The sequence below is a fragment of the Pedobacter sp. UYP1 genome (assembly GCF_040547305.1).
Taxonomy (GTDB): Bacteria; Bacteroidota; Bacteroidia; order Sphingobacteriales; family Sphingobacteriaceae; genus Pedobacter.
The window spans coordinates 141,937-164,454 of the sequence record NZ_JBEPPL010000011.1 but is presented as its reverse complement, the minus strand read 5'-3'; the positions used below and the strand labels follow the sequence as shown (position 1 = coordinate 164,454).

General features: G+C 38.4%; 21 protein-coding genes. 13 read left to right on the top strand and 8 right to left on the bottom strand.

Features of this window, described 5'->3' with window-relative positions; genetic code table 11:
* Window positions 1–106: 106 nt before the first annotated feature.
* The 5 genes from ABIB30_RS19625 (at window position 107) to ABIB30_RS19605 (ending at window position 5,120) form a co-directional block, all read left to right on the top strand.
* The gene (locus tag ABIB30_RS19625) at window positions 107–799 is read left to right on the top strand and encodes an acetyltransferase (protein WP_354304735.1); all 693 of its coding nucleotides are present in this window, start codon (window positions 107–109) and stop codon (window positions 797–799) included.
* Window positions 800–844: 45 nt separating this feature from the next.
* Window positions 845–1,075, top strand: coding sequence for an acyl carrier protein (locus tag ABIB30_RS19620; RefSeq protein WP_068405461.1), 231 nt, complete (start codon window positions 845–847; stop codon window positions 1,073–1,075).
* A gap of 3 nt (window positions 1,076–1,078) precedes the next feature.
* The gene (locus ABIB30_RS19615) at window positions 1,079–1,816 is read left to right on the top strand and encodes an SDR family NAD(P)-dependent oxidoreductase (RefSeq protein WP_354304734.1); all 738 of its coding nucleotides are present in this window, start codon (window positions 1,079–1,081) and stop codon (window positions 1,814–1,816) included.
* A 5-nt stretch (window positions 1,817–1,821) separates the two neighbouring features.
* Window positions 1,822–2,829 carry a 3-oxoacyl-ACP synthase III family protein gene (locus tag ABIB30_RS19610; RefSeq protein ID WP_354304733.1) on the top strand — a complete coding sequence of 336 codons (1,008 nt, stop codon included), beginning with the start codon at window positions 1,822–1,824 and terminating at the stop codon, window positions 2,827–2,829.
* A gap of 356 nt (window positions 2,830–3,185) precedes the next feature.
* Window positions 3,186–5,120: a polysaccharide biosynthesis protein gene (locus tag ABIB30_RS19605; RefSeq protein WP_354304732.1), complete on the top strand. Its 1,935-nt coding sequence runs from the start codon at window positions 3,186–3,188 to the stop codon at window positions 5,118–5,120.
* 24 nt (window positions 5,121–5,144) lie between these two features.
* Here ABIB30_RS19605 and ABIB30_RS19600 read toward each other — a convergent pair whose 3' ends face one another.
* Window positions 5,145–5,759 carry a class I SAM-dependent methyltransferase gene (locus ABIB30_RS19600; protein WP_354304773.1) on the bottom strand — a complete coding sequence of 205 codons (615 nt, stop codon included), beginning with the start codon at window positions 5,757–5,759 and terminating at the stop codon, window positions 5,145–5,147.
* 76 nt (window positions 5,760–5,835) lie between these two features.
* On the opposite strand from ABIB30_RS19600, the gene ABIB30_RS19595 reads away from it, so the two are divergent.
* Both ABIB30_RS19595 and ABIB30_RS19590 read left to right on the top strand, forming a co-directional pair.
* Window positions 5,836–6,744 (top strand): nucleotidyltransferase family protein, encoded by a 909-nt coding sequence (locus ABIB30_RS19595; RefSeq protein ID WP_354304731.1) that lies wholly within the window; start codon window positions 5,836–5,838, stop codon window positions 6,742–6,744.
* Window positions 6,745–6,749: 5 nt separating this feature from the next.
* Window positions 6,750–7,976, top strand: a complete 1,227-nt coding sequence (locus tag ABIB30_RS19590; RefSeq protein ID WP_354304730.1) for a PAS domain S-box protein — start codon at window positions 6,750–6,752, stop codon at window positions 7,974–7,976.
* On the opposite strand, the gene ABIB30_RS19585 is transcribed toward ABIB30_RS19590, so the two are convergent.
* Window positions 7,936–9,108 carry a sensor histidine kinase gene (locus tag ABIB30_RS19585; RefSeq protein WP_354304729.1) on the bottom strand — a complete coding sequence of 391 codons (1,173 nt, stop codon included), beginning with the start codon at window positions 9,106–9,108 and terminating at the stop codon, window positions 7,936–7,938. The genes ABIB30_RS19590 and ABIB30_RS19585 overlap by 41 nt on opposite strands.
* Window positions 9,109–9,368: 260 nt before the next feature.
* On the opposite strand from ABIB30_RS19585, the gene ABIB30_RS19580 reads away from it, so the two are divergent.
* The 6 genes from ABIB30_RS19580 (at window position 9,369) to ABIB30_RS19555 (ending at window position 17,178) form a co-directional block, all read left to right on the top strand.
* Complete coding sequence (locus ABIB30_RS19580; protein WP_354304728.1) at window positions 9,369–10,877, top strand: sensor histidine kinase; 1,509 nt, start codon at window positions 9,369–9,371, stop codon at window positions 10,875–10,877.
* A complete protein-coding gene (locus ABIB30_RS19575; protein WP_111633059.1) occupies window positions 10,877–11,266 on the top strand; it encodes a response regulator in 390 nt (129 codons plus the stop codon). The genes ABIB30_RS19580 and ABIB30_RS19575 overlap by 1 nt, the downstream gene beginning before the upstream one ends.
* A gap of 9 nt (window positions 11,267–11,275) precedes the next feature.
* Entirely contained in the window at window positions 11,276–12,445 is a 1,170-nt protein-coding gene (locus ABIB30_RS19570) for a pyridoxal phosphate-dependent aminotransferase (RefSeq protein ID WP_354304727.1), read from the top strand.
* Window positions 12,442–13,545: an FAD-dependent monooxygenase gene (locus ABIB30_RS19565; protein WP_354304726.1), complete on the top strand. Its 1,104-nt coding sequence runs from the start codon at window positions 12,442–12,444 to the stop codon at window positions 13,543–13,545. Before ABIB30_RS19570 ends, ABIB30_RS19565 begins: the two co-directional genes overlap by 4 nt.
* 128 nt (window positions 13,546–13,673) lie before the next feature.
* Window positions 13,674–14,279 (top strand): LuxR C-terminal-related transcriptional regulator, encoded by a 606-nt coding sequence (locus ABIB30_RS19560; protein ID WP_354304725.1) that lies wholly within the window; start codon window positions 13,674–13,676, stop codon window positions 14,277–14,279.
* A gap of 55 nt (window positions 14,280–14,334) precedes the next feature.
* A complete protein-coding gene (locus ABIB30_RS19555; protein ID WP_354304724.1) occupies window positions 14,335–17,178 on the top strand; it encodes an SdrD B-like domain-containing protein in 2,844 nt (947 codons plus the stop codon).
* On the opposite strand, the gene ABIB30_RS19550 is transcribed toward ABIB30_RS19555, so the two are convergent.
* The 6 genes from ABIB30_RS19550 to ABIB30_RS19525 all read right to left on the bottom strand — a co-directional run bounded on the left by ABIB30_RS19550 (window position 17,179) and on the right by ABIB30_RS19525 (window position 22,256).
* Complete coding sequence (locus ABIB30_RS19550) at window positions 17,179–18,576, bottom strand: hypothetical protein (protein WP_354304723.1); 1,398 nt, start codon at window positions 18,574–18,576, stop codon at window positions 17,179–17,181. It lies immediately after the preceding gene.
* On the bottom strand, window positions 18,545–19,357 hold the full coding sequence (locus tag ABIB30_RS19545; protein ID WP_354304722.1) for a fimbrial biogenesis chaperone: 813 nt from the start codon (window positions 19,355–19,357) through the stop codon (window positions 18,545–18,547). The genes ABIB30_RS19550 and ABIB30_RS19545 overlap by 32 nt, the downstream gene beginning before the upstream one ends.
* 8 nt (window positions 19,358–19,365) lie before the next feature.
* Window positions 19,366–19,896 (bottom strand): hypothetical protein, encoded by a 531-nt coding sequence (locus tag ABIB30_RS19540; RefSeq protein ID WP_354304721.1) that lies wholly within the window; start codon window positions 19,894–19,896, stop codon window positions 19,366–19,368.
* A 10-nt stretch (window positions 19,897–19,906) separates the two neighbouring features.
* Window positions 19,907–20,437 carry a hypothetical protein gene (locus ABIB30_RS19535; protein WP_354304720.1) on the bottom strand — a complete coding sequence of 177 codons (531 nt, stop codon included), beginning with the start codon at window positions 20,435–20,437 and terminating at the stop codon, window positions 19,907–19,909.
* A gap of 91 nt (window positions 20,438–20,528) precedes the next feature.
* Window positions 20,529–21,326, bottom strand: coding sequence for a sensor histidine kinase (locus ABIB30_RS19530; RefSeq protein ID WP_354304719.1), 798 nt, complete (start codon window positions 21,324–21,326; stop codon window positions 20,529–20,531).
* A gap of 234 nt (window positions 21,327–21,560) precedes the next feature.
* Window positions 21,561–22,256: a PRC-barrel domain-containing protein gene (locus ABIB30_RS19525; RefSeq protein WP_354304718.1), complete on the bottom strand. Its 696-nt coding sequence runs from the start codon at window positions 22,254–22,256 to the stop codon at window positions 21,561–21,563.
* Window positions 22,257–22,518 lie beyond the last annotated feature (262 nt).

The following is a 22,518-nucleotide window of genomic DNA, read 5'->3' as shown; positions in this document are numbered from 1 at the left end:
TCTTAATGGAGACTGAAAAGCTTAATTTGAATAGTTAATTCGTTAAAAACGTTAGTTTTTTGCTAGATTTGGAGATTATTAGTCTTAGGAGTCCATCCGGATTTGCATGAAACAAGGTCAACTTATTTATAGACTTTTTATTAAGGAAATACAAATGAAAAATATTGCAATTATAGGTGCTGGCGGTTTTGGGCGGGAAGTTAAAATGCTCATCGACCAAATCAATGCACAATCAAAAGAATATAATTTATTAGGTTATTATGCTGATGGAGTAGAGCCGGGTACACTAATCAATGGATACCCGATATTAGGTCCGATCAAAGACCTGAACAAGGTAACAACAGAACTTTCTGTAGTCGCTGCTATCGGATTACCATCCTTAAAAAAGGAATTATTAAGTGTTATTGATAATTCTTTGATTTCTTATGCTACACTTATCCATCCTAACGTTATAATCGGTAATGATGACGTTACAATTGGTCAGGGTTCTATTATCTGTGCAGGATGTATTATCACTGTAAATATCAAAATTGGCGAACATGTAATATTCAACTTAGGATGTACAGTTGGTCATGATACTGTGATTGAAGATTATTGCTCATTTATGCCATCTGTCAATGTTTCCGGAGATGTTAATATTGGAACATGTGTATATGTTGGAACCGGTGCCAAAATCATTAATAAACTGGAAATAGGACAAAATACAATAATCGGAGCTGGATCTGTTGTGCATAAATCTTTGCCGGCAAATTGTACTGCAGTAGGTATTCCTGCTAAGGCAGTTAAATTTCACGATTAGAGGCATATTGCCTAAAATAGAATTTTTTAAAGTCACTAAAATTATATGGAAGAAATAAAGTTTGTTAATAGCTTTGCACTACAATTTGATGAAACAGATCCTCAGTCGATCAAAATTGATACTAATTTTAAGGATCTTGAAGAGTGGAGCTCTTTAACTGCATTGTCAATCATGGCAATGGTAGATGAGGAATACGGAGTTAATCTAACTGCTGAAGACCTGAAAAATTCAAACACATTAGGCGATATCTTCAACATAATCAGTTCGAAAGCCTAAATTATGTTCTCACTAAGTGGTAAAACTTTTCTCGTTACTGGTGCTTCTTCAGGAATCGGTCAGCAAATCGCAATTTCTATTTCCAATCATGGTGGCAGGGTAATCGCTGCCGGCCGGGATATGAATCGTATTCAGCAGACTTTAACTCTGCTGGAGGGGGAAGGACATTCTTATCATTTATTTGATCTGTCCGATTATAAAGAGATCGCTGAATTTGTCAGTAAGTCTGAAAAATTAGATGGCGTAGTTTTCAATGCTGGTGTGATAGATTATACACCAGTAAAGTTCATTAATGAAGAGAAAATGTTCAAAGTCTTTGATGTCAATTTTAAAGGTTCAGTGTTCCTGAGTCAGCAGCTTATCAAAAATAAGCTGATTAATAAAATGGGATCACTGGTGTTTATTTCTTCAATTTCATCAAAACTTGGCGTACCGGGTACAGCCTTATACGCCTCTTCAAAAGCGGCGCTGACGGCATATGCTAAAGTAGTTGCCTCAGAATTGGCTAATCAAAAAATTAGAGCTAATAGTATTTCTCCTGGAATAATTGTAACCCCAATGACTGAAAAGGCGGCTGAGGTTGTTACGGATTCATCGGTTAAAGATGCCGAAAAGGATTATCCGCTTGGATATGGTACACCATTGGATGTTGCGGGCCTGGCTATTTATCTTTTGAGTGACGCAAGCCGATGGATGACTGGTTCTGATTTAATTTTAGATGGTGGTTTAACGCTGAAATAGTAATTATGAAAGCAAAAATAAAAGCAATTACCTACTACTTACCTGAAAAAGTACTAGGTAATGAAGAAATAAATACACTATTCCCTGAGTGGTCTGTAGATAAGATTTCAAGTAAGACAGGGATTTATAATCGTCATATTGCCGCAGCAGATGAATTCTCATCAGACATGGCCATAAAAGCGGCTGAAAATCTATTCTCAGAACATAATATAGATAGAAAGGATATCGATTTTATTCTTTTGTGTACTCAAAGTCCTGATTATATTTTGCCCACTACTGCCTGTATCATTCAGGATAAATTAGGAATTCCAACTTCTGCCGGAGCTCTTGACTTTAACCTTGGGTGCTCAGGATATATTTATGGATTGGGACTGGCAAAGGGATTGGTGTTTGCAGGAATAGCTAAAAACATCTTATTATTGACGTCAGAAACCTATAGTAAATTCATTCATCCAAAAGATAAAAGTAACCTGACTATATTTGGTGATGCTGCATCAGCAACCCTGATCACTGCTGGTGATGGATTCGCTGAGATAGGAGAATTTGACTTTGGAACTGATGGTAAAGGTGCTGAGAATTTGATTGTTAAAAAAGGTGGCGTCAGATTTCCTGGATTAAGTGACGAGAGCGAAGACTTAACTGATGAATTTGGTAACGTTAACAACCCAGGGAAGTTGCATATGAATGGAGGTGAAATCTTTGGATTTACTTCTGGTGCTGTACCAAAGTTAATTCAGAATGTATTAGCTAATAATAAGTTAGAAGCATCGGATATTAATTTATATGTCTTTCACCAGGCGAATAAATATATGCTCAATCACCTTAGGAAAAAGATAAATATAGAAGAAGAGAAGTTTTTCTATTTTCTTAAAGATTGCGGCAACACCGTATCTTCTACAATACCAATTGCGTTGAAAGAAGCTGTGAAAGATACTGATCTAAATGGAAATATCCTTTTAGCTGGTTTTGGTGTTGGTTATTCATGGGGCGGCTGTGTCCTTAAGATAGATTAAACTAATCATTATAAGAAAAGATACTAATTCAGAATTTAGCATCTTCTGCTAAATGTTCAATAAAGAGCAATTCAACTTTTTAGGTTTTTCATACACTAATTGGGCAGAACGTTCATTATTTAGGTCAGATATGAATACATAACTATAATTCTGTGATAAAATCTCACGTTCTATTTTTGATATTTTCTTATTAAAATGGAAAATTTTAAGTTATTTTTATTTGTATTTTTAACTCCTTTTGTTATTAAGTGATGTAATAGTGATAAATCTATTCTGTTATTTTAATAAATGAAAAGAGTAATTTGAACTTGGTATGATTTTTTGATTAAATTCGTGGATTATTAAAATATAAAATCTTGTTCAGTCAGATAAACATAGTACCCAGATGGATAATATTTACGCTTGATTTAACGATATGCTTTGTGTCGTTGACTTTGGCGTACCTAATCAAAAGAAATTTTGATCTGTCTACTTTAGATTACGTGGAGTTCAGCAGAAATGTATTGGTTACCACTGTAATCAGCACATTGGTTTTTTTAAAGGTCAAGACCTTTTCAGGAATTATCAGGTATACGAGTGCTCAGGATACTTTCCGCATCTTATACGCGGTGATAGTGATTAATAGTACCTTTTTTCTGGTAAATATGGCTTTTGTTGCTACTGGTAACAACGCTATAATTCCTAATAGTATATTAATTATCAATGGGTTATCAAGCTTTTTACTGTTAATCACCTACCGTGTTCTGATTAAATATTTCTTTATTTATATCAAAAACCTAAAACTTGATAAGATCAGGGTGATGATCTATGGGGCTGGTGAAGCTGGTGTTGCTACTAAAAGAACATTTGATCATGATCCTCATGTGAATAAAAATATTATTGCTTTTGTAGACGATGATCAACGGAAAATGGGTAAAACGATTGACGGGATCAAAATTCTTGATGCTAAGGATCTGGTTAACTTGATTGTTGAACATCAGCTTGATGAAATTATCTTTGCATCTTATACAATTCCTAAAGAACGGAAAAATCAAATCGTAGACGTTTGTCTGGAAAATGGAATCAAAGTATTGAACATTCCGCCTCCTAACGTATGGACTGACGGGAAGTTACAGCCAACTCAAATCAAAAAACTTAATATTGAAGATCTGTTGGATCGCAAATCTATTCATATCGATATTGAAGGAATCGGCCATCAGCTTAAAAATAAAAGGATATTGATTACCGGTGCTGCCGGCTCAATCGGAAGTGAAATTGTTCGTCAGCTGACGAAATTTGAAGTGGGGTTGATTATTTTATGTGATCAGTCTGAAACGGCACTTCATGAACTCTACCTGGAATTAACTGAAACAGCAAAAAATCAGAATTTCCATGCATTTATCGGTGATGTACGTGATGAAAAACGTATGGAACATTTATTTAGCACTTTTAAGCCTCACTACGTCTATCATGCCGGTGCGTATAAACATGTGCCTTTGATGGAAGATAACCCTTGTGAGGCCATTAAAACCAATGTACTGGGCACAAAAACGATTGCCGATAAGGCAGTGAAGTATGGTGTTCAGAAGTTCGTTATGATTTCTACAGATAAAGCAGTGAATCCAACGAATGTGATGGGGGCTTCCAAAAGGATCGCTGAAATTTATGTGCAGTCATTAAACAATTCTCTGCATCATAAAGATCATATTTTTAGTAACGGATTAAGTTATATCAATGAATTGGATATCAAGCCGATTACTAAATTTATTACTACCCGTTTTGGAAATGTTTTAGGCTCGAACGGATCTGTAATTCCAAGATTTAAACAGCAAATTGAAAAAGGAGGACCTGTTACAGTTACCCATCCGGAAATTACCCGTTACTTTATGACTATTCCTGAAGCGTGCCGCCTGGTACTTGAAGCTGGTTGTATGGGAGATGGTGGGGAAATTTTCATCTTTGACATGGGGAAATCTGTAAAGATTGTTGATCTGGCTAAAAAAATGATTCAATTAGCAGGGCTTGTGCCCAATCAGGATATTCAGATTGAGTACTCAGGATTAAGACCAGGAGAAAAACTATTTGAAGAGTTATTGAATGATAATGAGAATACAATGCCTACGCACCATGAAAAGATCATGATTGGCAAAGTAAGAGAATATGCATTTGATGAAATTCAGCTTCAGATTTATGCTTTGATAGAACATGCTAAAAGATGTGATGATCTTCAGGTTGTTACATTGATGAAAGAGCTGGTTAAAGAGTATAAGAGCAAAAACTCAATTTTTGAAGATCTGGATGTAAAATCTTAAATTTCATCATTTTATACGGTAATTCTATTTTTTAATCCAGAGCTTTAAAGCTTCACCAGTAATGTGCTGCACCCTTTTATAGGATGAAGGAACATATTCATTATTGCAGTGAAAAGTTGCTACTCTTGTACCAGATGGTTTTTCTTCCAGTAAATTATAAAATTGTGTCAGATATTCATTGTAGATATCCTGAGAACAGTCAATCAGGTTATCAATAGGCTTATAATGGAATAAGTTTTCGCTGAAAGAGTTATAAAAATAAATATGATCATAATCATTCATATCCAGTTCATTAAAATTGGCGTGAATGAAATTTACATTGGTTGTCCTTGTTGCATTTTGGGCAATAATCGCCTCGTCTACTAACGCTTTTCTTTGCTCCACACCATGAAAAGTATGTGCTGGAAAAATTTGAGCGGCTACAATACAAAATTTACCTACTCCGCTTCCTATATCTAAAATATTTTTTCCTTCTCCTCCAGTAAGGTGTTTAGCGGCCCTTACAGCAATGTCAATAGGAGTCCAGTGGATAGAAGACAGCTGTTGTGCTCTTAATGAGTACAAACTATCGAATGCTGCATCGCTTGAAAAATTGTCAATCATAGTTATTTTCCGCTCTGTACAAAGGTACGCCGTAATTTTATCAATGTGATTAAGCCCTGAATAAAAAGATGGAGTAACTTTTGCTATTTTATATTAAAATATTAAAAATTATATGGCTACAACAAAACCTTCTCTTGTTATTCTGGCTGCTGGTATGGCTAGCAGATACGGTGGTAATAAGCAAACTGAATCTTTTGGTCCTTCGGGAGAAACTATAATGGAATATTCAATTTATGATGCGATAAAAGCTGGATTTGGAAAGGTCATTTTTATTATAAGAGAGGAATTCTCGGCAGCATTTAAAGAGGTTATTGAGCCTAAATTAAGAGGAAAGATTGCTACAGATTATGTTTATCAATCATTGGAAAGTTTTAGTGGCGGCAGAAAAATTTCTGCGGACAGAACGAAACCTTTTGGAACTTCACATGCATTATTATGCTGTAAGGATGTATTGGATGGTCCGTTTGCAGTAATTAATGCAGATGATTTTTATGGTTTTGATGCCTTTAAACAAGCTTATAACTTTCTGACTACTGCTATAGAGGTAAATAAATATGCATGTATTGGATATGAATTAAAAAATACTTTAAGTGATAACGGATCGGTTACACGTGGAGAAATTAATGTAAATGCAGCTCAGGAGATCGTAAGCATTACTGAACGTAAGGAAATCTATAAAGAAGAAGGCAAGGCATTTACTAAAATTGGTGATTCAGTACAGGAACTTCCACTGGAGACCAAGGTAAGTATGAATTTCTTTTGTTTCACACCAGATTTCGTGAACTGGTCTGAGCAAGAATATTATAAATTTCTGGATAAAAACAGTACTGAGCTGAAAGCAGAATTCCTTATTCCTGAGGTTGCTGACCTGCTGATTAAATCTGGTGAGGGTGTCGTAAAGATGATTCCTACACAAGCTAAATGGTTTGGGGTAACTTTTAAAGAAGATGCGCCGGTGGTGAAAGCCGCCTTACAGAAGCTTGCGGATGAAGGTGTTTATCCTGCTAATCTTTGGGGATAAAGTTTATGTTTTCAATAAAAGAACATTGGTGGAGAGTGCAGCGGCTGATCGAACAGGCGGTGCTCAGGAATTCAGACCCCTCTGAAGAGGAGCATGTCTTTTGGCGGAAACGACTTTTTAGAAATGTGATCAGCTATGGTTTTATTATCAGCATAGTTGCATTCGTGTCTTCAGTTACTTTTGGTTTCTTTGCGGGCAATACTATCGTACAATGGTTCAACGTTGTTTTTGTATTCGCCTTATTATCTATTATTTTCAATAAGAAAATCATGATTCATACCAGGAAAATATTAGCACTATTTCTTTTATATGTGCTAGCAATCATTTATATAGCAGTTTTAGGTTCAGAAGGCCCGGGAGTTCTTTATTTGATTATCATTACTATCTTTTCTGCTATGATTTTTCCGCGTCCTGCGGCCTATTGGCTTGTGGGATTAAATGTCCTGATTTGTGCGGGCTTTGGTGCAGTCATACAATATAAACTCTTTGAGAGCCCGCTATTGCAGAGTTATGATTTGCCATTATGGGCATCTTACTCCGGGAATCTCATTTTTGTGAGTCTGATCAGCGTGATGTTAATCAGTAAAGTGCTGAATGGTCTGGAACAGACGATCAAAAAAGAGGCAAATCTGATTTCAAGATTGGATGCCTCGGAGCGCTACTTCAGAAATACATTCGAAGCCAACCCCGTTCCAATGTATGTCTTTGATATGGAGAATGGCAAATTCCTGCATGCAAATGATGCAGCCTGTACTAAATATGGCTATACCAAAGAAGAATTTTTACAGATGAATATTGTGGATATCCGCCCGCAATCAGAAAGCAGTAAATTGATGGACCTGACCAGTATGATTAATAACAGGGATTATTCCGGTATATTAATTCATATCAACAAAAATAAAGAAGTTTTTCCGGTAGAGATTGAGACTAATACGATCAGGTTCGAAGAGCGCGAAGCGCGCCTGGTGTTGGCTACAGATGTATCTGAACGGATTAATTATATTCAGAAAATTGAACGCCAGAACAAAGACCTGAAAGAAATCGCCTGGATTCAGAGTCACCTGGTCAGAGCTCCGCTGGCAAATATTATGAGCCTGACAGAATTCCTGATCAAATATCCAGGGGAGGATACCCAGCAGACACTGAACTTCCTGAATGATTCTTCAAAAAAATTAAATATGGCTATAGAGTCTATTGTAGGACAGGCTGGTAGTTCTGGTTTAACAAGTTAACAGTTTCCCCTTTAAAGGTAACCGTGAAAGTAGTGCCTTCGTTCACTGCGCTTTTGACCTCAATATGGCCACCAAGAGAGGTAATCTGTGATTTAGTAATAAACAGACCCACTCCATTTCCTGTGATATGGTTATGAAACCGCTGATGAAGGCCAAAGAGTTTGTCTTTATTAGCCTTCATGTCAATGCCCATTCCATTGTCTGAAAAGCTCAGTATACAATTATTATGGTTATCTCTGGTCAGCTTCACTTTTATTTCAAGCTTTCTGCTGTGCAGGCGATATTTGATTGCATTTGAGAACAGATTCATCAATATACTTTCCAGATAACTTTTATTGAAATTTACGTGACTGCAGTCAAAGCTACTGGTCAATAACACACCAAGCTGTTTAATTTGCTCATTAAAGGAGTGGCAAACTTTTTCAAATGCTTTCTGCACATTAACTTTCGTGATCTTTACGCCTTGGTTATCTTTAAGCGTTAAAATATGAGTAAGGTCAAAAACCGTTTCACTTAGTCTGTCTGTGGAACATTTAAACAGCTCTACAATCCCTTTATTATAGTCATCGAGCAGGTCGGTTTCTAAAATATTAATCAAGCCTATTAAATTAGCCAGTGGTGTTCTCAGGTTATGGGAAATAATATAGACAAACTGATTAAGATCCTGATTTCTTTTCGTAAATTCCTGAATCAGCAGCGCTTGTTCATTTTCGCTATTTATCCGGTCCGTAATATCATTAAACCTGAACATCAGTGATTGCATACTGTCATCGAGTAAGTTCGTCATGACTCCCTCTATCCAGCGGTATTCACTTTGCTTGGTCCGGCTTCTGAATTTTAAATTTACGTTTGCTCCAGAAGAAGAAACGACCAGCTGAAGTCTTTCTTTGGTGTGATTCAGATCTTCCGGATGTACTGTATCTAATATATTAAATCCAAGGTACTCCTCATTGCTAAAACCGAATAGTTGTTCAGTAGAGGTGGTAACATGAATAAAGTCACCATTTTTTTTAATAAAGAATATTAGTTCGTTGCATTTTTCAATGATCGTGAGAAAGTTTTTATTCTTTTCAGCGTATCCCATCATATGCTCAGTATTGTGTCTTTCCTGCCACCTAAAGTTTTGTCTCATAACCATTTAAAACACTAAAATATTCAATCATCCTGACAATTTCTCAATTTTTTTAAAGATAATGAACAAAATGCGCGCGCTTTATTCACATAGTTATTGAAATGGTGAATAAAAAGAACGACTGTTTACTTTAGAGCGGGATTGAATGTGGAGAAAAAATTCTATCTTGGATAAATGATCACAAGGCTTTTTCTTTTTAATAAAAGAATCAATCTAATAACTAGCTTTGTATCGTCAAAATTGTTGACTGAAACCTGCATATGATTAATATCCCATCACTTAGGAATGAAGCTGACAGAATTGCTGCGCTTTATGTGTTGGAAATTTTGGATACTGGTGAAGAACAGGAGTTTGACAATATCGTCAAACTTGCTGCTATTATTACACAGGCACCGGTTTCGGCTATCACTTTTGTTGATAAAAACCGGATATGGTATAAAGCAAAACTGGGTACTGACCTGACTGAAACTCCCAGAGACAATTCTATCAACGATATATTCCCATTTTTGATCGCTATACCTGTAGTCGTGAATAAGAATCTGGTTATTGGACATTTAAGTGTGGCCGGCCCGAAACAAATTACACTAAACCAGGAACAGCACAAAGGCCTTGCGTTACTTGCTCAGCAGGTAGCCAGTTTATTACAGCTCAAACTTCCGGTCATCAATAATAGTATTAAAGAATTTTATGAGAGTATTCTCAATAATATTCCGCAGGATATTGTCGTATTTGACGCTGACCACAAATATCTTTTTGCCAACCCAATGGCAATTAAAAACGAAGAATACAGGAAGTTCATTATAGGAAAGGATGACTTTGAATATGCTGCTTACAGAAACCGTGATCCTGAGATAGCTAAAGCGCGAAGAGCGCAGTTTCTGGAAGTAAAGAATACCGGAAAGGCAATAGGCTGGGAAGAAAGTCAGAAAGATCCCAATGGTAATAACATTACCTTTTTAAGAAGAATGTTCCCTATGCATGATGAAAAAGGGAATTTCATTATGGTCATTGGTTTTGGAATAGACATCACCGAACGTAAACTGCTGGAAGAGAAGCAAACGCTGATTATGGAGCAGCTGGCCATTCAGAATACACAATTGATAGATTTCTGTAATGTAGTTTCTCATAATTTACGCGGGCCGCTAATCAATATGGCTATGCTGGCAGAGTTTATACAAGAAGCGGATGACGCTGAGGAACAAAAAATGCTGGTTTCAAAACTGGAACCTGTCATAGAAAATCTGAAAAGTACATTTAATGAGCTGGTCGAATCTATACAGATCAGATTAGACAGAGATATTAAACTGGACAGACTGAATTTTAGTACCTGTCTTCAGGAAGCACTTGACGGACTCTACGTGGAGATTCAGAAAGCAAAAGCCAAGATCCGGGTTGACTTTGAAGATGCACCAGCAGTATTATATCCGCATAAATATCTGGCAAGCATTTTTTATAACCTGATCAGCAATGCGATTAAATATCAATCGCCAGAAAGACAGCTCTCGTTGAATCTGGCCTCTAAAATGAAAGAGGGAAATATTGTTCTTACTGTTCAGGATAATGGGTTGGGTATAGACCTTGTTAAACACAAAGACAATATATTTAAAATCGGAAAGGTATTTCACCGTCACCCTGATGCGAAAGGCCTTGGATTATTTATGACTAAAACCCAGGTGGAAGCGATGGGCGGTAAAATTTGGGTGGAGAGTTTTCCAGACCAGGGTTCTATTTTTTCAATAGAATTTGTAAATCAAAATATGAATTGGTAATGAAAAAAGTGTACCTCATCGATGATGATGATATTTTTGTATTTCTTACAAAAAAAACAATGCTGAAAGTGTCTGAAAATGTTGAAGTTGAAGTTTTTTCAGACGGACTGCAGGCGATTACTCATCTAAAAGAAATCCAGGATAAAAAAGAATTATTGCCTGATGTTATCTTCCTGGACCTGAATATGCCAGTCATGGACGGCTGGGAGTTTTTAGCTGAATATCAGGAATTGTATCCTTCTTTTGTGAAAAGAAACGAGCTCTATATTGTGTCTTCCTCCATCTCTCCGCATGAGATGGAAAGATCAAAAAACATAGAAGAAGTTTGTGAATTTATTATCAAGCCTTTAGTAAAAGAAAAGTTTCTGGAAATTCTAGAAAATTTATAGTTTTAGAGGATGTTTCAATCCCAATCTGTCAACCTGGATATTCTAAAGAAGAGAGCGTTTAACTTAAGGTGGGCTACTGTACCCGAGGGAGTTATTCCACTTACTGCTGCAGATCCAGACTTTCCTAGCGCGCCCGAAATTGCAGAATCAATTATCAGGTTTACACAGGATAGATATCTTTCTTACGGCCCTGCTGCAGGATTACCTGAATTTAAAGAAAGTTTAGCTAATTATTATTCCGTTAAGCGGAATATTCCGGCGATTCCTGGATTTATATTTCCAGTAGATAGTGCGGCCTTCGGTATTTATTTAACCTGTAAAGCATTTCTTTCGCCGGGTGAGGAAGCCATTATCTTTGATCCCGTAGATTTCCTTTTCAGGTACTCAACCGAAGCTGTTGGCGGAGTTGCTATCCCGTTTGCTATTCCTCCAGGAACTGATACCGTTGATTTTGCTCACCTTGAAAGACTGATTACACCTAAAACACGTATGATCTGTCTTTGTAATCCATTGAACCCAACAGGAAAGGTGTTTAAGAAGGATGAATTAATTCAGCTGGGAGAAATCGCCTGTAAACATGGACTGATTATTTTATCGGATGAAATATGGAGTGATATCGTTTATACACCAAATTTATATACAAGTATAGCTTCCATCAGTGAAGAGATCAGAAATCAGACTATTACTGTAACAGGTTTCAGTAAATCTTATGGCCTTGCAGGCCTGCGGATCGGAGCAGTTATGGCATCAAATCAGGCACACTATGATCGTTTGTTTGAAGTTTCCCTTCACGGATCTACTATACACGGCGCTAATATCCTTTCACAGGTTGCAGCAACCACTGCACTCAACGACTGTGGATACTGGCTGGACGATTTCCTGGTACATCTTCAGAAAATGAGAGATCTGACTGTTAGAGAACTCAATGCGACGCAGGGTTTCAACTGTATTTCTCCAGAAGGATGTTATGTCGCATTTACCAACATTACAGGGACTGGGAAAAGCAGTAAAGAAGTCCATCAGCTTTTACTCGACAAGGCAAAAGTTGCTGTAGTTCCCGGTGCTAAAGAATGGTTTGGAGAAGGCGCAGAAGGGTTTATCAGAATGAGTTTTGCTACTTCAGAAGATATTCTCAATGAAGCGTTGTACAACATAAAAACTACGGTTAATAATTTATGAAAGTAGTTGTTTTAGGCGGTGGGATTGCCGGGCTATGCATGGGGATTTATCTGCATCAGCATAATATTGAAGTGTGTGTAAACGAAAGACAAATCTTCTCTGCGGTAGGCGGGCATGCCTTTCTGATGCATCATGACGGGATTACTGTGTTGAATGAGCTTGCAACTGAAAGTAATTTTTTACTTCCCGGTAAAGCAGTACACACCTTTATGCTGAAGGATTCAGAAGGGCTGATTGTGAATGAAAAAGCACTCGAAGACTGGCAATGTTTCAAACGTACAGACCTGCTGGCTTGTTTAAATCAATTCCTGCCTGCACACAGGTTAAAAAACAACCGTGTATTTTCTCATTTTATAGATGAAGACGGGCAAGTTGTAGCTGCAGTATTTTCGAATGGAGAGGTGGAGTACGGAGATGTTTTTATTGGCGCAGACGGAGCAAACTCAATTGTCCGGCAGCAGTTATTTGGTGAAGTGAAATTTGAACCGGGTAAAGTAAAAGAAGTAGTTGGCATTGTACAACATGCTGAACTTGCTGGCTCACTACAAGGCAGATTTACCAAGTTTCAGCAAAAAGACCTTGGATTGTCCTTTGGCCTTATTCCGACGTCAGCAACAGAAATGGTGTGGTTTATGCAATATGATCCACTATTAGCTGACATCCCTGAAGACATTAATCCACGTTCAGGCCAATACCCCGAACTACTGCGTGAATTATGTTTTAAGCTGTTGAAAAACTTCCCAGCCGAAGTACAAGAGGTGTTAGCAAGCAACGACTTTCGAACCAGCTACATTTGGAATACCAGGGATTTTGACCTGTTGCCAAGCTTTCATCATCAAAATGTAGTCTTGATTGGCGATGCAGCACACGTTGCACTCCCATTTACGAGCGCAGGAACTACAAATGCGATGCTCGATGCGAAAACACTATCACATTGTTTACTTCATTACCCCAATTTAAATACATCATTCTCAGCTTATTATCAATTAAGAGCCGAAAGTATCAAAGAACATGTAAACCTCGGCAGAAGCTTAAGAGACTCCTTCCTAAGTGCTACTTCATCAGGTGTTATTCCGCTCATTAGCAACGTATTAAAGTAGTATATATTTTATTCAAACCCCCTCCTTAGTGAATGAACAGAATGAATACTTAAGCGCTTAAAGTATTTATTAACTTTATTTCATATCATTTCAAGTTATTTACTGAATGAGGTTAAGGAGGGGAAAATATGATAAAAGTCGGAATTATTGATACCAATCAACAGAGCAGAAATATGATGCGTGTGATGCTAAATCATCAGCATCAGCATAATCTAAAGGTTACCCTCGACATTGGATCTATGGGAGAATGCAAGAAAGTACAGCCCTCTCAGGAACCCAATGTTACCCTGCTCGACATCGAAGTAAACGGAATTGATGTCATCCCTGACATTTACCGGAAATTTCCGAACACAAACGTAGTTGTTTACAGTAATATTCAAGATCATAATAGTGTTCTGGCCTGTGTAAAGGCTGGGGCTATGGGATATCTGACCAAAGATACCTGTGTAGATGATGTGATCTCAACTATTGTAACCACTTATCGCGGAGGTTCTGTTTTTAGCCCTTCTATCTCGCGGAATGTAATTCAGCAAGTACAGTATACCATAGATTATCAATCCAAATTAAGTTATAGAGAACGCCAGATCGTAGAAGGTCTTCAACATGGCCTGAGTTATAAATTGATAGGTTATAAATATGGGATCTCCTTAGATACTGTCCGTCAGTATATCAAAAGAACTTATAAGAAACTGAATATTAATAGTAAGGGTGAGCTGCTTGCTCAATTCAAATAAAGATCAATTGGCTATTCCTTGTCCTGCAGGGCAGCTATGCTTTTTATCATGAACTATGATGCATAAAATCGGCTATTTGAAAGTATTTTATTTGATTATTTGCTGTCTGGCCGGGTTTAATGCATCAGCTCAGGTAAAATATGCTTTTACTCGGGATACGCTTGAAATTAAAGGCGGTGAAACCTTCTCTAATCTGCTGAAAGTGACAAATCTTGAAAAAGAGACAGTGACCCTGCTACAGGACAAAAAAGAAAAACTCCTGACTAAGGGATTAATCTCCCTGCCAGATAGCCTGGTGCTGAAAGCAGGGGAGAGCAAACTTTTTCCATTAAAGTATATCGCAGACCGGCAAACGATTAACAATAACAGCCAGCTCTTTAGCGTTCACCTGACCGCTTTAAGGGGAAGTGTTGAGGTGCAAAAATCTGCAGCATTCATGACCCAGTTAACCGATGTCGGCGGGCTGACCATTGGTACAGAAGAAAATGAAGTCTACCTGGGCCAGCTGAGTAATCAGGCGCAGGTAGTGGTGCGTTGTGCAAATAATGGCTTTGTTCCTATTACCTTCAGACTGTTACTTTCGGGTATTCCCGACGGGCTGGAATTTACAGGACAGACTATGAATCTTACCCTGCAGCCCGGTACCCAGCAATTACTGCCTTTTTTAGCCAGGAATAAAATAAACAACCGTGTTCCAGCAGATTTCACCGTGACTATTCAGGCGGTAGATGCCGGCAATCATCCATTAGCTGTTAAAATGATCAGGATCATTAACGTGACCAACGCTAGAAGACTAAGCATGGGCGGAGATCAATACACAGGTACGCTGTCTAATACAATCGCCCTGCGCTATGCCAGCTTGAGTAGCAATTCATCTTTTTATCAGTTACAAGCAAATGGAAAAGTTAAAACAGGAGATAACGCATCGCTCGAATACCGGTTAAATGCTGACCAGTACCATCAGCAAAATGTGAACGGGATTAATATTTATAACACCTATGTAGATTATCAGGCAAAAGGCTGGGGAGTTAAAGTGGGTAATATATATGAGAATGTAGATTTTTCTTTAGGTGGCAGGGGAATAAAAGCAAGCTTGAAATTGAAAGACAATGGCGTATTGTCCGTTTATGGCATTCAGAATAATTTTCTGTTGTACGATCAGATCAATACCACAATCCCGGGGGCGAAAATTCTGGCGGTTGATTATAACCTGGCTACTCCGGATACTAAAGGTGACCGGAGGCTTACCTATGTGCACAGCCGCGACCCTTTTACTGGAATTGATGCAAATCAATTGAGCATAAAGACAGGATTGAACGTGGGCAAAGGACAGCTTTTAGATTTTGAAGCGGGCTATTCGTTAGAAGCACAGCAGAAAACAAATTCTTCACAACAGCAAGGTGTCTCAGCTGGGATGAATTACGCCTTGAACACCAATGCTTATCAATTTGCTGGAAGCGGATACTACAGCAGTCCATATTTTACAGGATTGAGACGTGGTCTGCTACTGACAGATCTTCGCCTGACCCGTAACTTTGAAAACTCCAATAGCCTGGCAGCTCACTTTAATATGCAGGTCAATAACCCGAAATATCAATATGAGTTTAATAATATCTTTAATACCGGCATCAATAAAAATGCGATATACATTTATGAATTGGGATTCAACACCAGGGCTGGCAATGTTTTTATTGGTTTCGGGCCTTATTTCATGAATCAGCATTTGATTACTTCCACCGTTACAGATGAATTTGGTGCTAACGCGGATTGGAGATCCTCAGCGATGCGTTTTAGCGCCAATGTAGCTTATAGCGGACGTATACATAGCTTCTCCATGACCGCCGATTACGGGTATACCTATGTGAATACCTCAGAAAGACCACTCGCTCCCTTTCATTCCATTAAAATCAATACCAGTTATAATCTGCCGATTTTTGGATTCAGCAGCTACATTCAATTAAACCCTTTCTATATTTCAGATATTCTGTCTTCGACCGGCACTAACAAATACAGATTATATTCTTTTGGTCCTAACGTTCACTTTGAAGTGTTGCAAAATAACCTTACTTTCCGTCTGGGCGGGATGTATAACTATTATGGTTTCACGCACAGTAATAACTACTCCGTGAACAGTAACATCAGATATCTGCTGAAAGGAAACTGGGCACTCACGAGTGACCTGCAGTATACTATCACCAGGCAAAAGCAACCAATATCACTTTATAACCCCATCCCAAACACAGTGAATAGCCTGGACAATCTATATTTCGAAAACAGACAACTGAGATTTGGTATAGAAAAGCAATTTGGTGCACAAGGCAGGCCAGGCACGAAAAAACTGCTGCTTACCTATTATGAAGACCACAACAGTAACGGGCAACGCGATCCTGGAGAGGCACCAGTTGCCGGTGTATTAGTTAAAATCAATGGAGAAGCCGCACTAACCAACAGTAAAGGAGTCGTAGAGTTCAAGGATATGAAAAAAGAAGCCTATACTGTTTCTGTGACGAATACCAGAGGTTGGAGCCTGCAAGATCCGACAGTTATTTTTTTGGATAAAAGTAAGAAACTGGAAATTCCATTAGTTAAAACACAAGCGCTGAATGGATGCCTGAAATTGAAAGCTGAAAAATATGGAGATGGGGTTCCAGTACTCGCAGGCATAAGAATTAATGCTGTAGATCCAAATGGCCGTATACACCAGACCTTAACAGATGATCAGGGGAATTTCTGTTTCTATCTGCCCAGAAATAAGTATACCGTTTATATTGAGACCGCCGGGATGCCATTTTCTATTGAGAATGAAAAAGAAGAAGTTTCTCTTCAGGGAGCTCCTGTTGGCATGCTGACTTTCCTCTACCACGACCAGCGCCGGAAAGTTACCGTAAGCAGATTCTAACTAAGGTGCGACAATCGTATACGTAATCGTGGTATTATAACTTCCTGCAGTTTTATTCAACAGATTAGAAGTCTGTGCTGAAGGGATGCGATACTGCAGGTTCAGCAGCCTGTCTACTATCGGATTAGCAGAAGTGATTATAGTCTGTGGGCTCGCAGAAAGCACAACTGGCGTAACCCCAGTCTGTCCAGTCATCCCCTCGATAGTAATTACCCCCACAGGTATCTGTACGCCGCCAGAAGAGCTTAAAACACTACTGCTTGCCTTCACAGTTACATTATAAGGAACCGTACTGCTCACTTTAACATGATTTGGCTTTGTTGTGGTTACCCCTTGCTGATAGTTCGCAGTTGTATTGACAGTTAAAGTTACACTTGGATCCTGAACAATCAACTCCATGAGGTTGCTTACATTAACCTGTACAGAACTATTCATCGTTTGTGAAGGCAAAGTTGCAGGGAAGGAAGACGCTGTTTTTGAGACCGTATAAACTACTGGCACCGTATAAGTCCCTGCTTGTACAAAATTACTTTTAAGATTGGCTCCGCTAATACTTAAAGTAGAAGACAATATACTTTTATTCGTAATAATGACGGGGATTCCGGTGGCAGCAGTCAACAGCTGATCGCTTGCAGAAAGGTTAATCGCAGAACCTGCATAAGTGCCTGAAAGAACTGCTCCCATTAAGTTTACACTGTTTGCTGCCGGCAACTGATTATAAGGCTGGGTGGTAGAAAAAGTGAAGGTGCTGCTGCTGGCTCTGAGGCTTAACAGGGTCGGTACAGTCGTAAAATAGTCATTGCCAGATACAGCGCTGACTCCTGCCACACTTCTGAAAATAGCAAACGAATTAACGTTCAATACTGTCGTAGCAGGAACAAGTGTATTTAAGGTAATATATGCAGGAACATTAAGGGTGAGTGTTGGTGTTGGTGGAATAATACTTCCGGTAAAGGTTAATGTCGTCGCATAACTTCCAGCGGCCCAGGCCACACCTATTGGCGAAATGGTATAGTCAACAAGCATAGTACCACTCAATAAACCAACTGCTACAAAATAGATATTTTGTGATGTACTGGAAAGTATAATCGGATTTGCTCCAGAAAGAAGATTTACTCCCCCGATAGAGGTTACTTTCATACCGATCAGGCTCGGAGCGAGCGCAAGCGCAGGTAAAGTTGCAGGTGTTGGTGATAAAGTTGCACCGGCTGCGTTTACATTTATTGCTGACAAAAGACTTAAAAAAGGAGATGCACCACTATTCAAGTTGACTACATAGCTCGTTTGTCCAGAAATATTGGCTTCAGGCAGATTGATAATCAATTGCGCATTGACATTCCCGACTGTAAAACAGCAAAAAATAACACTAAGGGCGGTATATAATCTCTTTTTCAGCAACTTTCAAATCATAAGAAGAACCGGCATCCAGTAAAGCAACAGCAAGGAATTTTCCTTTTAAATCTGTTGGCAAATCCACCATTACCCATTGTGTGGCATCAGGTAGCATGGCCAGCACTTCGGGTTTAATTTTTATTTCTTCACCCGTCTCTTTATTCGTTAATTCGAAACGGATAAATGCATCTTTATTCAGGTTGCCCTTGTTGTGTATTTTTAAAGCCAGTCTCCTGCTTTTTGCTTTTCCATTTTCATAGACCCCGCGGTCATCAAAAGAGAGAAATTCAAGTTCTCCTGGATTTAGTCCCCGTGGTACATAATAAACTTGTATTCCAACCTCCATTAAAACATTAATCCCAACCTTGGCTACATTTTTTTGCTGTGCTTCCTGTTCTTTCACCTGCGTAAAAAAAAGCATGCTCGTTGTTAACTTTTTCGCATCTGCTGGAATAGTCATAGATACATTAACCTGTTTATTTTCTCCAGGCTGTACAGCAACGTTATTTGAGGAAAGTGTAAGCCAGTTAGCATTAGATAAAGGCAACGTATTGCTGTCGTAATAGATTTTAGTACCCAGTGAATCTCTGTTCCAGTCCTGTATTCTGGTGACAAAAGATAACACGCCGGCCGAAGTATTTCCAAAAGTAACTGTCTGGCTAACTGTCTCTCCCGGATTTCCTGTCAAGAAGATTCTGGCAGGTGAAATTGAAAAGCCCTGCCCTTTCGCTGGGTCTGGCAGCGTCATGGCAAGGCATATGATGAATAAACCAGTAAGTATCCTCATCAAAACAATTAAGGTTGTGTAACCGTGTAAACAACATTAGTAGCATAAGTTCCTGCAACCTTACCAATAAGGCCAGCAGCAGTAGGAATCGTATAATTTACATTATAAGCCGCCGCAAGTGTTGGTGAAGCAGTGGTAACCAAAGGCTGGTTAGTCGTTGTTAAAGCTGGTGTAGCATAAGTAGCTCCGGTAGTTGGTGTACTTGGATCTATACTCACTTGTACCACGCTTAAGGATACAGGAGTTGCGTTACCTGCAATTATATTGAATTCTGTAGCAGCTTTTACAGCAACGCTGTAAGGCTTATTACTAATTACAGTGAAGTGGTTTGTTTTCGCGACTGTTTTACTGCCTGCATAATCTGTAGCTGTTGCATAAGTGAAAACTACATCGGGAGTTGGGCCAAGCGTAATAGAGAATGCATCCGAGAGTACGATGCTTAGCGGTACGTTACCACTTACAGCCTGAGCGTTGGCCTTCAGGTTGAAAATGGTACCAAGTGCTAACAATACGGCGATAATGAGTAAGATCTTTTTCATGGTATACGTTTTAAGGTTGTGTAACCGTGTAAACAACATTAGTTGCATAAGTTCCTGCGACCTTACCAAGTAAGCCAGCAGCAGTAGGAATCGAATAATTTACGTTATAAGCAGTTGCAAGTGTTGCAGAGGCTGCGGTAACCAGTGCCTGGTTGGTCGTTGTTAAAGCTGGTGTAGCATAAGTAGCTCCGGTAGTTGGCGTACTTGGATCTATGCTCACTTGTACTACACTTAATGATACCGGCGTTGCATTACCCGCGATGACATTAAATTCTGTTGCTGCTTTTACTGCAACACTGTAAGGCTTGTTACTTACCACAGTAAAATGATTTGTTTTCAAGACTGTTTTACTACCTGCATAATCTGTAGCTGTTGCATAAGTGAAAACAACATTAGGAGTTGGGCCAAGCGTAATAGAGAAGGCATCTGAGAGTACAATGCTTAGTGGTACGTTACCACTTACAGCCTGCGCATTGGCTTTTGAGTTGAAAATGCTGCTGACGGCTAGTACTATAGCGGCAATAAGTAAGGTCTTTTTCATGTTCTGTGGGATACGTTAACTACAAAACTAGAAGTAAAGTCGTACTAAATCGCTAAAATAATGACACATATTGATGTCACATAACTGCACATTATTTGAACGTAACAGTGAATGTACAGCCTTTATCCAGCTCACTTTCAACGGTTATTTTGCCTCCCATAGAAGTAATCTGGGTTTTGGTAATAAACAGACCAACACCGCTTCCGTTAACGTGGCTGTGAAAGCGTTGGTTTAAACCGAAAATCTTGTCTTTGTGTTTGTTAAGATCGATTCCTATACCATTGTCAGAGAAAATCATGATCACATTTCCATCCTCATTGAGTTGGGTTGTAATGTCAATTCTGAGTGGTCTGCTGGCAGAATAGTACTTCATTGAATTTGACATTAAATTCATCAATATACTTTCCAGGTAACTTTTGGGGAAAGGAACCATTTCACATTGGAAATCAGTGTGTATATAAATTCCCAGTTTGTGGATTTGTTTATTAAAATAATTACATACTTTTTTGAAAATACTGCTGACACTTACATTCTCGATATTCAGTTTTTTATCACTTTTAATACTCAGCATCTGCGTCAGATCATAAATAGTCTCATTCAGTTTAAAAGCTGAGTCTCTGAACATATCTACAATTGTCTTATTGTATTCATCCAGTATGTCATAATCCAGGATGTCAATTAAACCGATTAAATTCGATAAAGGTGCGCGGAGATTATGAGAAGTGATATAAGCGAATTGATTCAGATCCTGATTACGTGAAGTTAAATCCTCTATGAGCTGATCTCTTTCCTCTTCGATCGTATTTCGGGTGATAAATTCGCGAAAATTAGTCGCCAACGCACTAATGTCAGAGTTTTTAATCATATTATCTTTAAGTTGATTTGACATGAGTATAAATTCATTGGAGATTACTGACATCAGGCAAACACCTTGCCATATTGTGAGAAAAAAACTTATTTGGATACCCATTATTATTCTTTTCGGGAATAATTAATTCTGATTGTTTGAGATAAGATGATTTTTAGCATTTTATTGTGTATCGTGCTGATAATTAATATTATGTATATGTGTGTAATGTGTTTTTTAATGGGGTTAGATTGAAAATCAGCGTGCTATTCCATGCTAAATTGTATTATTTAAAAGCTGCTGTGCGAGTACTGCATCCAGCGCCGAATTAGCTGCCAGACTTAAGATAAATTCATCCCTTGAACCATCACCCAAATACTGTGTATTGGTATTGCCCTGAAAATCTGTAACGCTATTCAGTGGGTTATAAGGAGTGATTTTAATATCACTTTCTGCAAAGCCCCTTTTAACCAATAATCTAAAAGCATTTTCTGCCTCACGCTCTTCCTGATACACTCTGGTGATCACTTGAAATGGAATATGTTCGGTATAACTGCCATGTGCTTCCTTTGCCGCTTTGCTGGCTTCATCAAAATCTTTATGGCCATATAATTCAGAATCGGTTGAGATGACTGCATGTCCCTGGATATAATCGGGTAAAACTGAAATCTGCTGTGCTGTAATATTAGGGAGCACAATCTCTTCTGTATGACTATGCAGCTCTGCAGCACCAATAGGAATCAGAACTTCACGTTCCTGAATGTTCCATACATTTCCGGCGAGGTTCAAAATCAGATAACGCGCCTGATGCTGCTCATCAATCAGGAGATCTCTGATTGTTCCAACGAATTGTCTGGCAGAATTTACGACAGACCGGGTGGTCAGGTTGGGCTGTCCCGCTCTGATTGAATAAGCACTGTGATTTAATTCTGTTAAATTTTTAAGCTGATGCTCGTTTTCTTCTCGTTCCATAACCAGGTAATTTAAAATTACTGACATAACAATCTTAAATTGTTGTTGTTCTCCTAAAATACAGCCATTATAAAACGCTGAAAAAATAAGGCTTTAAATTGAAGAATTGTGTTTATAACTGTCAATAACTTAGTTTGGCGTTAAGATATACTTTTTAATCCTTCTGTATTACATATATATCTGTAATACAGTATTATGTTGGTTGATTAATCTTTGGCTTATACCAAGAAAAAGCATCAGGTTTTTGGGTAGATATCCACGT

What these genes read in the sequence shown, in the direction of transcription:
- ABIB30_RS19620 (WP_068405461.1), top strand. Translation starts at nt 845, where the DNA reads ATGGAAGAAATAAAGTTTGTTAATAGCTTTGCACTACAATTTGATGAA.
- ABIB30_RS19585 (WP_354304729.1), bottom strand. Translation starts at nt 9,108, where the DNA reads ATGAGACAAAACTTTAGGTGGCAGGAAAGACACAATACTGAGCATATG.
- ABIB30_RS19540 (WP_354304721.1), bottom strand. Translation starts at nt 19,896, where the DNA reads ATGAAAAAGATCTTACTCATTATCGCCGTATTGTTAGCACTTGGTACC.
- ABIB30_RS19575 (WP_111633059.1), top strand. Translation starts at nt 10,877, where the DNA reads ATGAAAAAAGTGTACCTCATCGATGATGATGATATTTTTGTATTTCTT.
- ABIB30_RS19545 (WP_354304722.1), bottom strand. Translation starts at nt 19,357, where the DNA reads ATGAGGATACTTACTGGTTTATTCATCATATGCCTTGCCATGACGCTG.
- ABIB30_RS19580 (WP_354304728.1), top strand. Translation starts at nt 9,369, where the DNA reads ATGATTAATATCCCATCACTTAGGAATGAAGCTGACAGAATTGCTGCG.
- ABIB30_RS19530 (WP_354304719.1), bottom strand. Translation starts at nt 21,326, where the DNA reads ATGTCAAATCAACTTAAAGATAATATGATTAAAAACTCTGACATTAGT.
- ABIB30_RS19610 (WP_354304733.1), top strand. Translation starts at nt 1,822, where the DNA reads ATGAAAGCAAAAATAAAAGCAATTACCTACTACTTACCTGAAAAAGTA.
- ABIB30_RS19535 (WP_354304720.1), bottom strand. Translation starts at nt 20,437, where the DNA reads ATGAAAAAGACCTTACTTATTGCCGCTATAGTACTAGCCGTCAGCAGC.
- ABIB30_RS19560 (WP_354304725.1), top strand. Translation starts at nt 13,674, where the DNA reads ATGATAAAAGTCGGAATTATTGATACCAATCAACAGAGCAGAAATATG.
- ABIB30_RS19570 (WP_354304727.1), top strand. Translation starts at nt 11,276, where the DNA reads ATGTTTCAATCCCAATCTGTCAACCTGGATATTCTAAAGAAGAGAGCG.
- ABIB30_RS19590 (WP_354304730.1), top strand. Translation starts at nt 6,750, where the DNA reads ATGTTTTCAATAAAAGAACATTGGTGGAGAGTGCAGCGGCTGATCGAA.
- ABIB30_RS19625 (WP_354304735.1), top strand. Translation starts at nt 107, where the DNA reads ATGAAACAAGGTCAACTTATTTATAGACTTTTTATTAAGGAAATACAA.
- ABIB30_RS19565 (WP_354304726.1), top strand. Translation starts at nt 12,442, where the DNA reads ATGAAAGTAGTTGTTTTAGGCGGTGGGATTGCCGGGCTATGCATGGGG.
- ABIB30_RS19615 (WP_354304734.1), top strand. Translation starts at nt 1,079, where the DNA reads ATGTTCTCACTAAGTGGTAAAACTTTTCTCGTTACTGGTGCTTCTTCA.
- ABIB30_RS19555 (WP_354304724.1), top strand. Translation starts at nt 14,335, where the DNA reads ATGATGCATAAAATCGGCTATTTGAAAGTATTTTATTTGATTATTTGC.
- ABIB30_RS19595 (WP_354304731.1), top strand. Translation starts at nt 5,836, where the DNA reads ATGGCTACAACAAAACCTTCTCTTGTTATTCTGGCTGCTGGTATGGCT.
- ABIB30_RS19525 (WP_354304718.1), bottom strand. Translation starts at nt 22,256, where the DNA reads ATGGAACGAGAAGAAAACGAGCATCAGCTTAAAAATTTAACAGAATTA.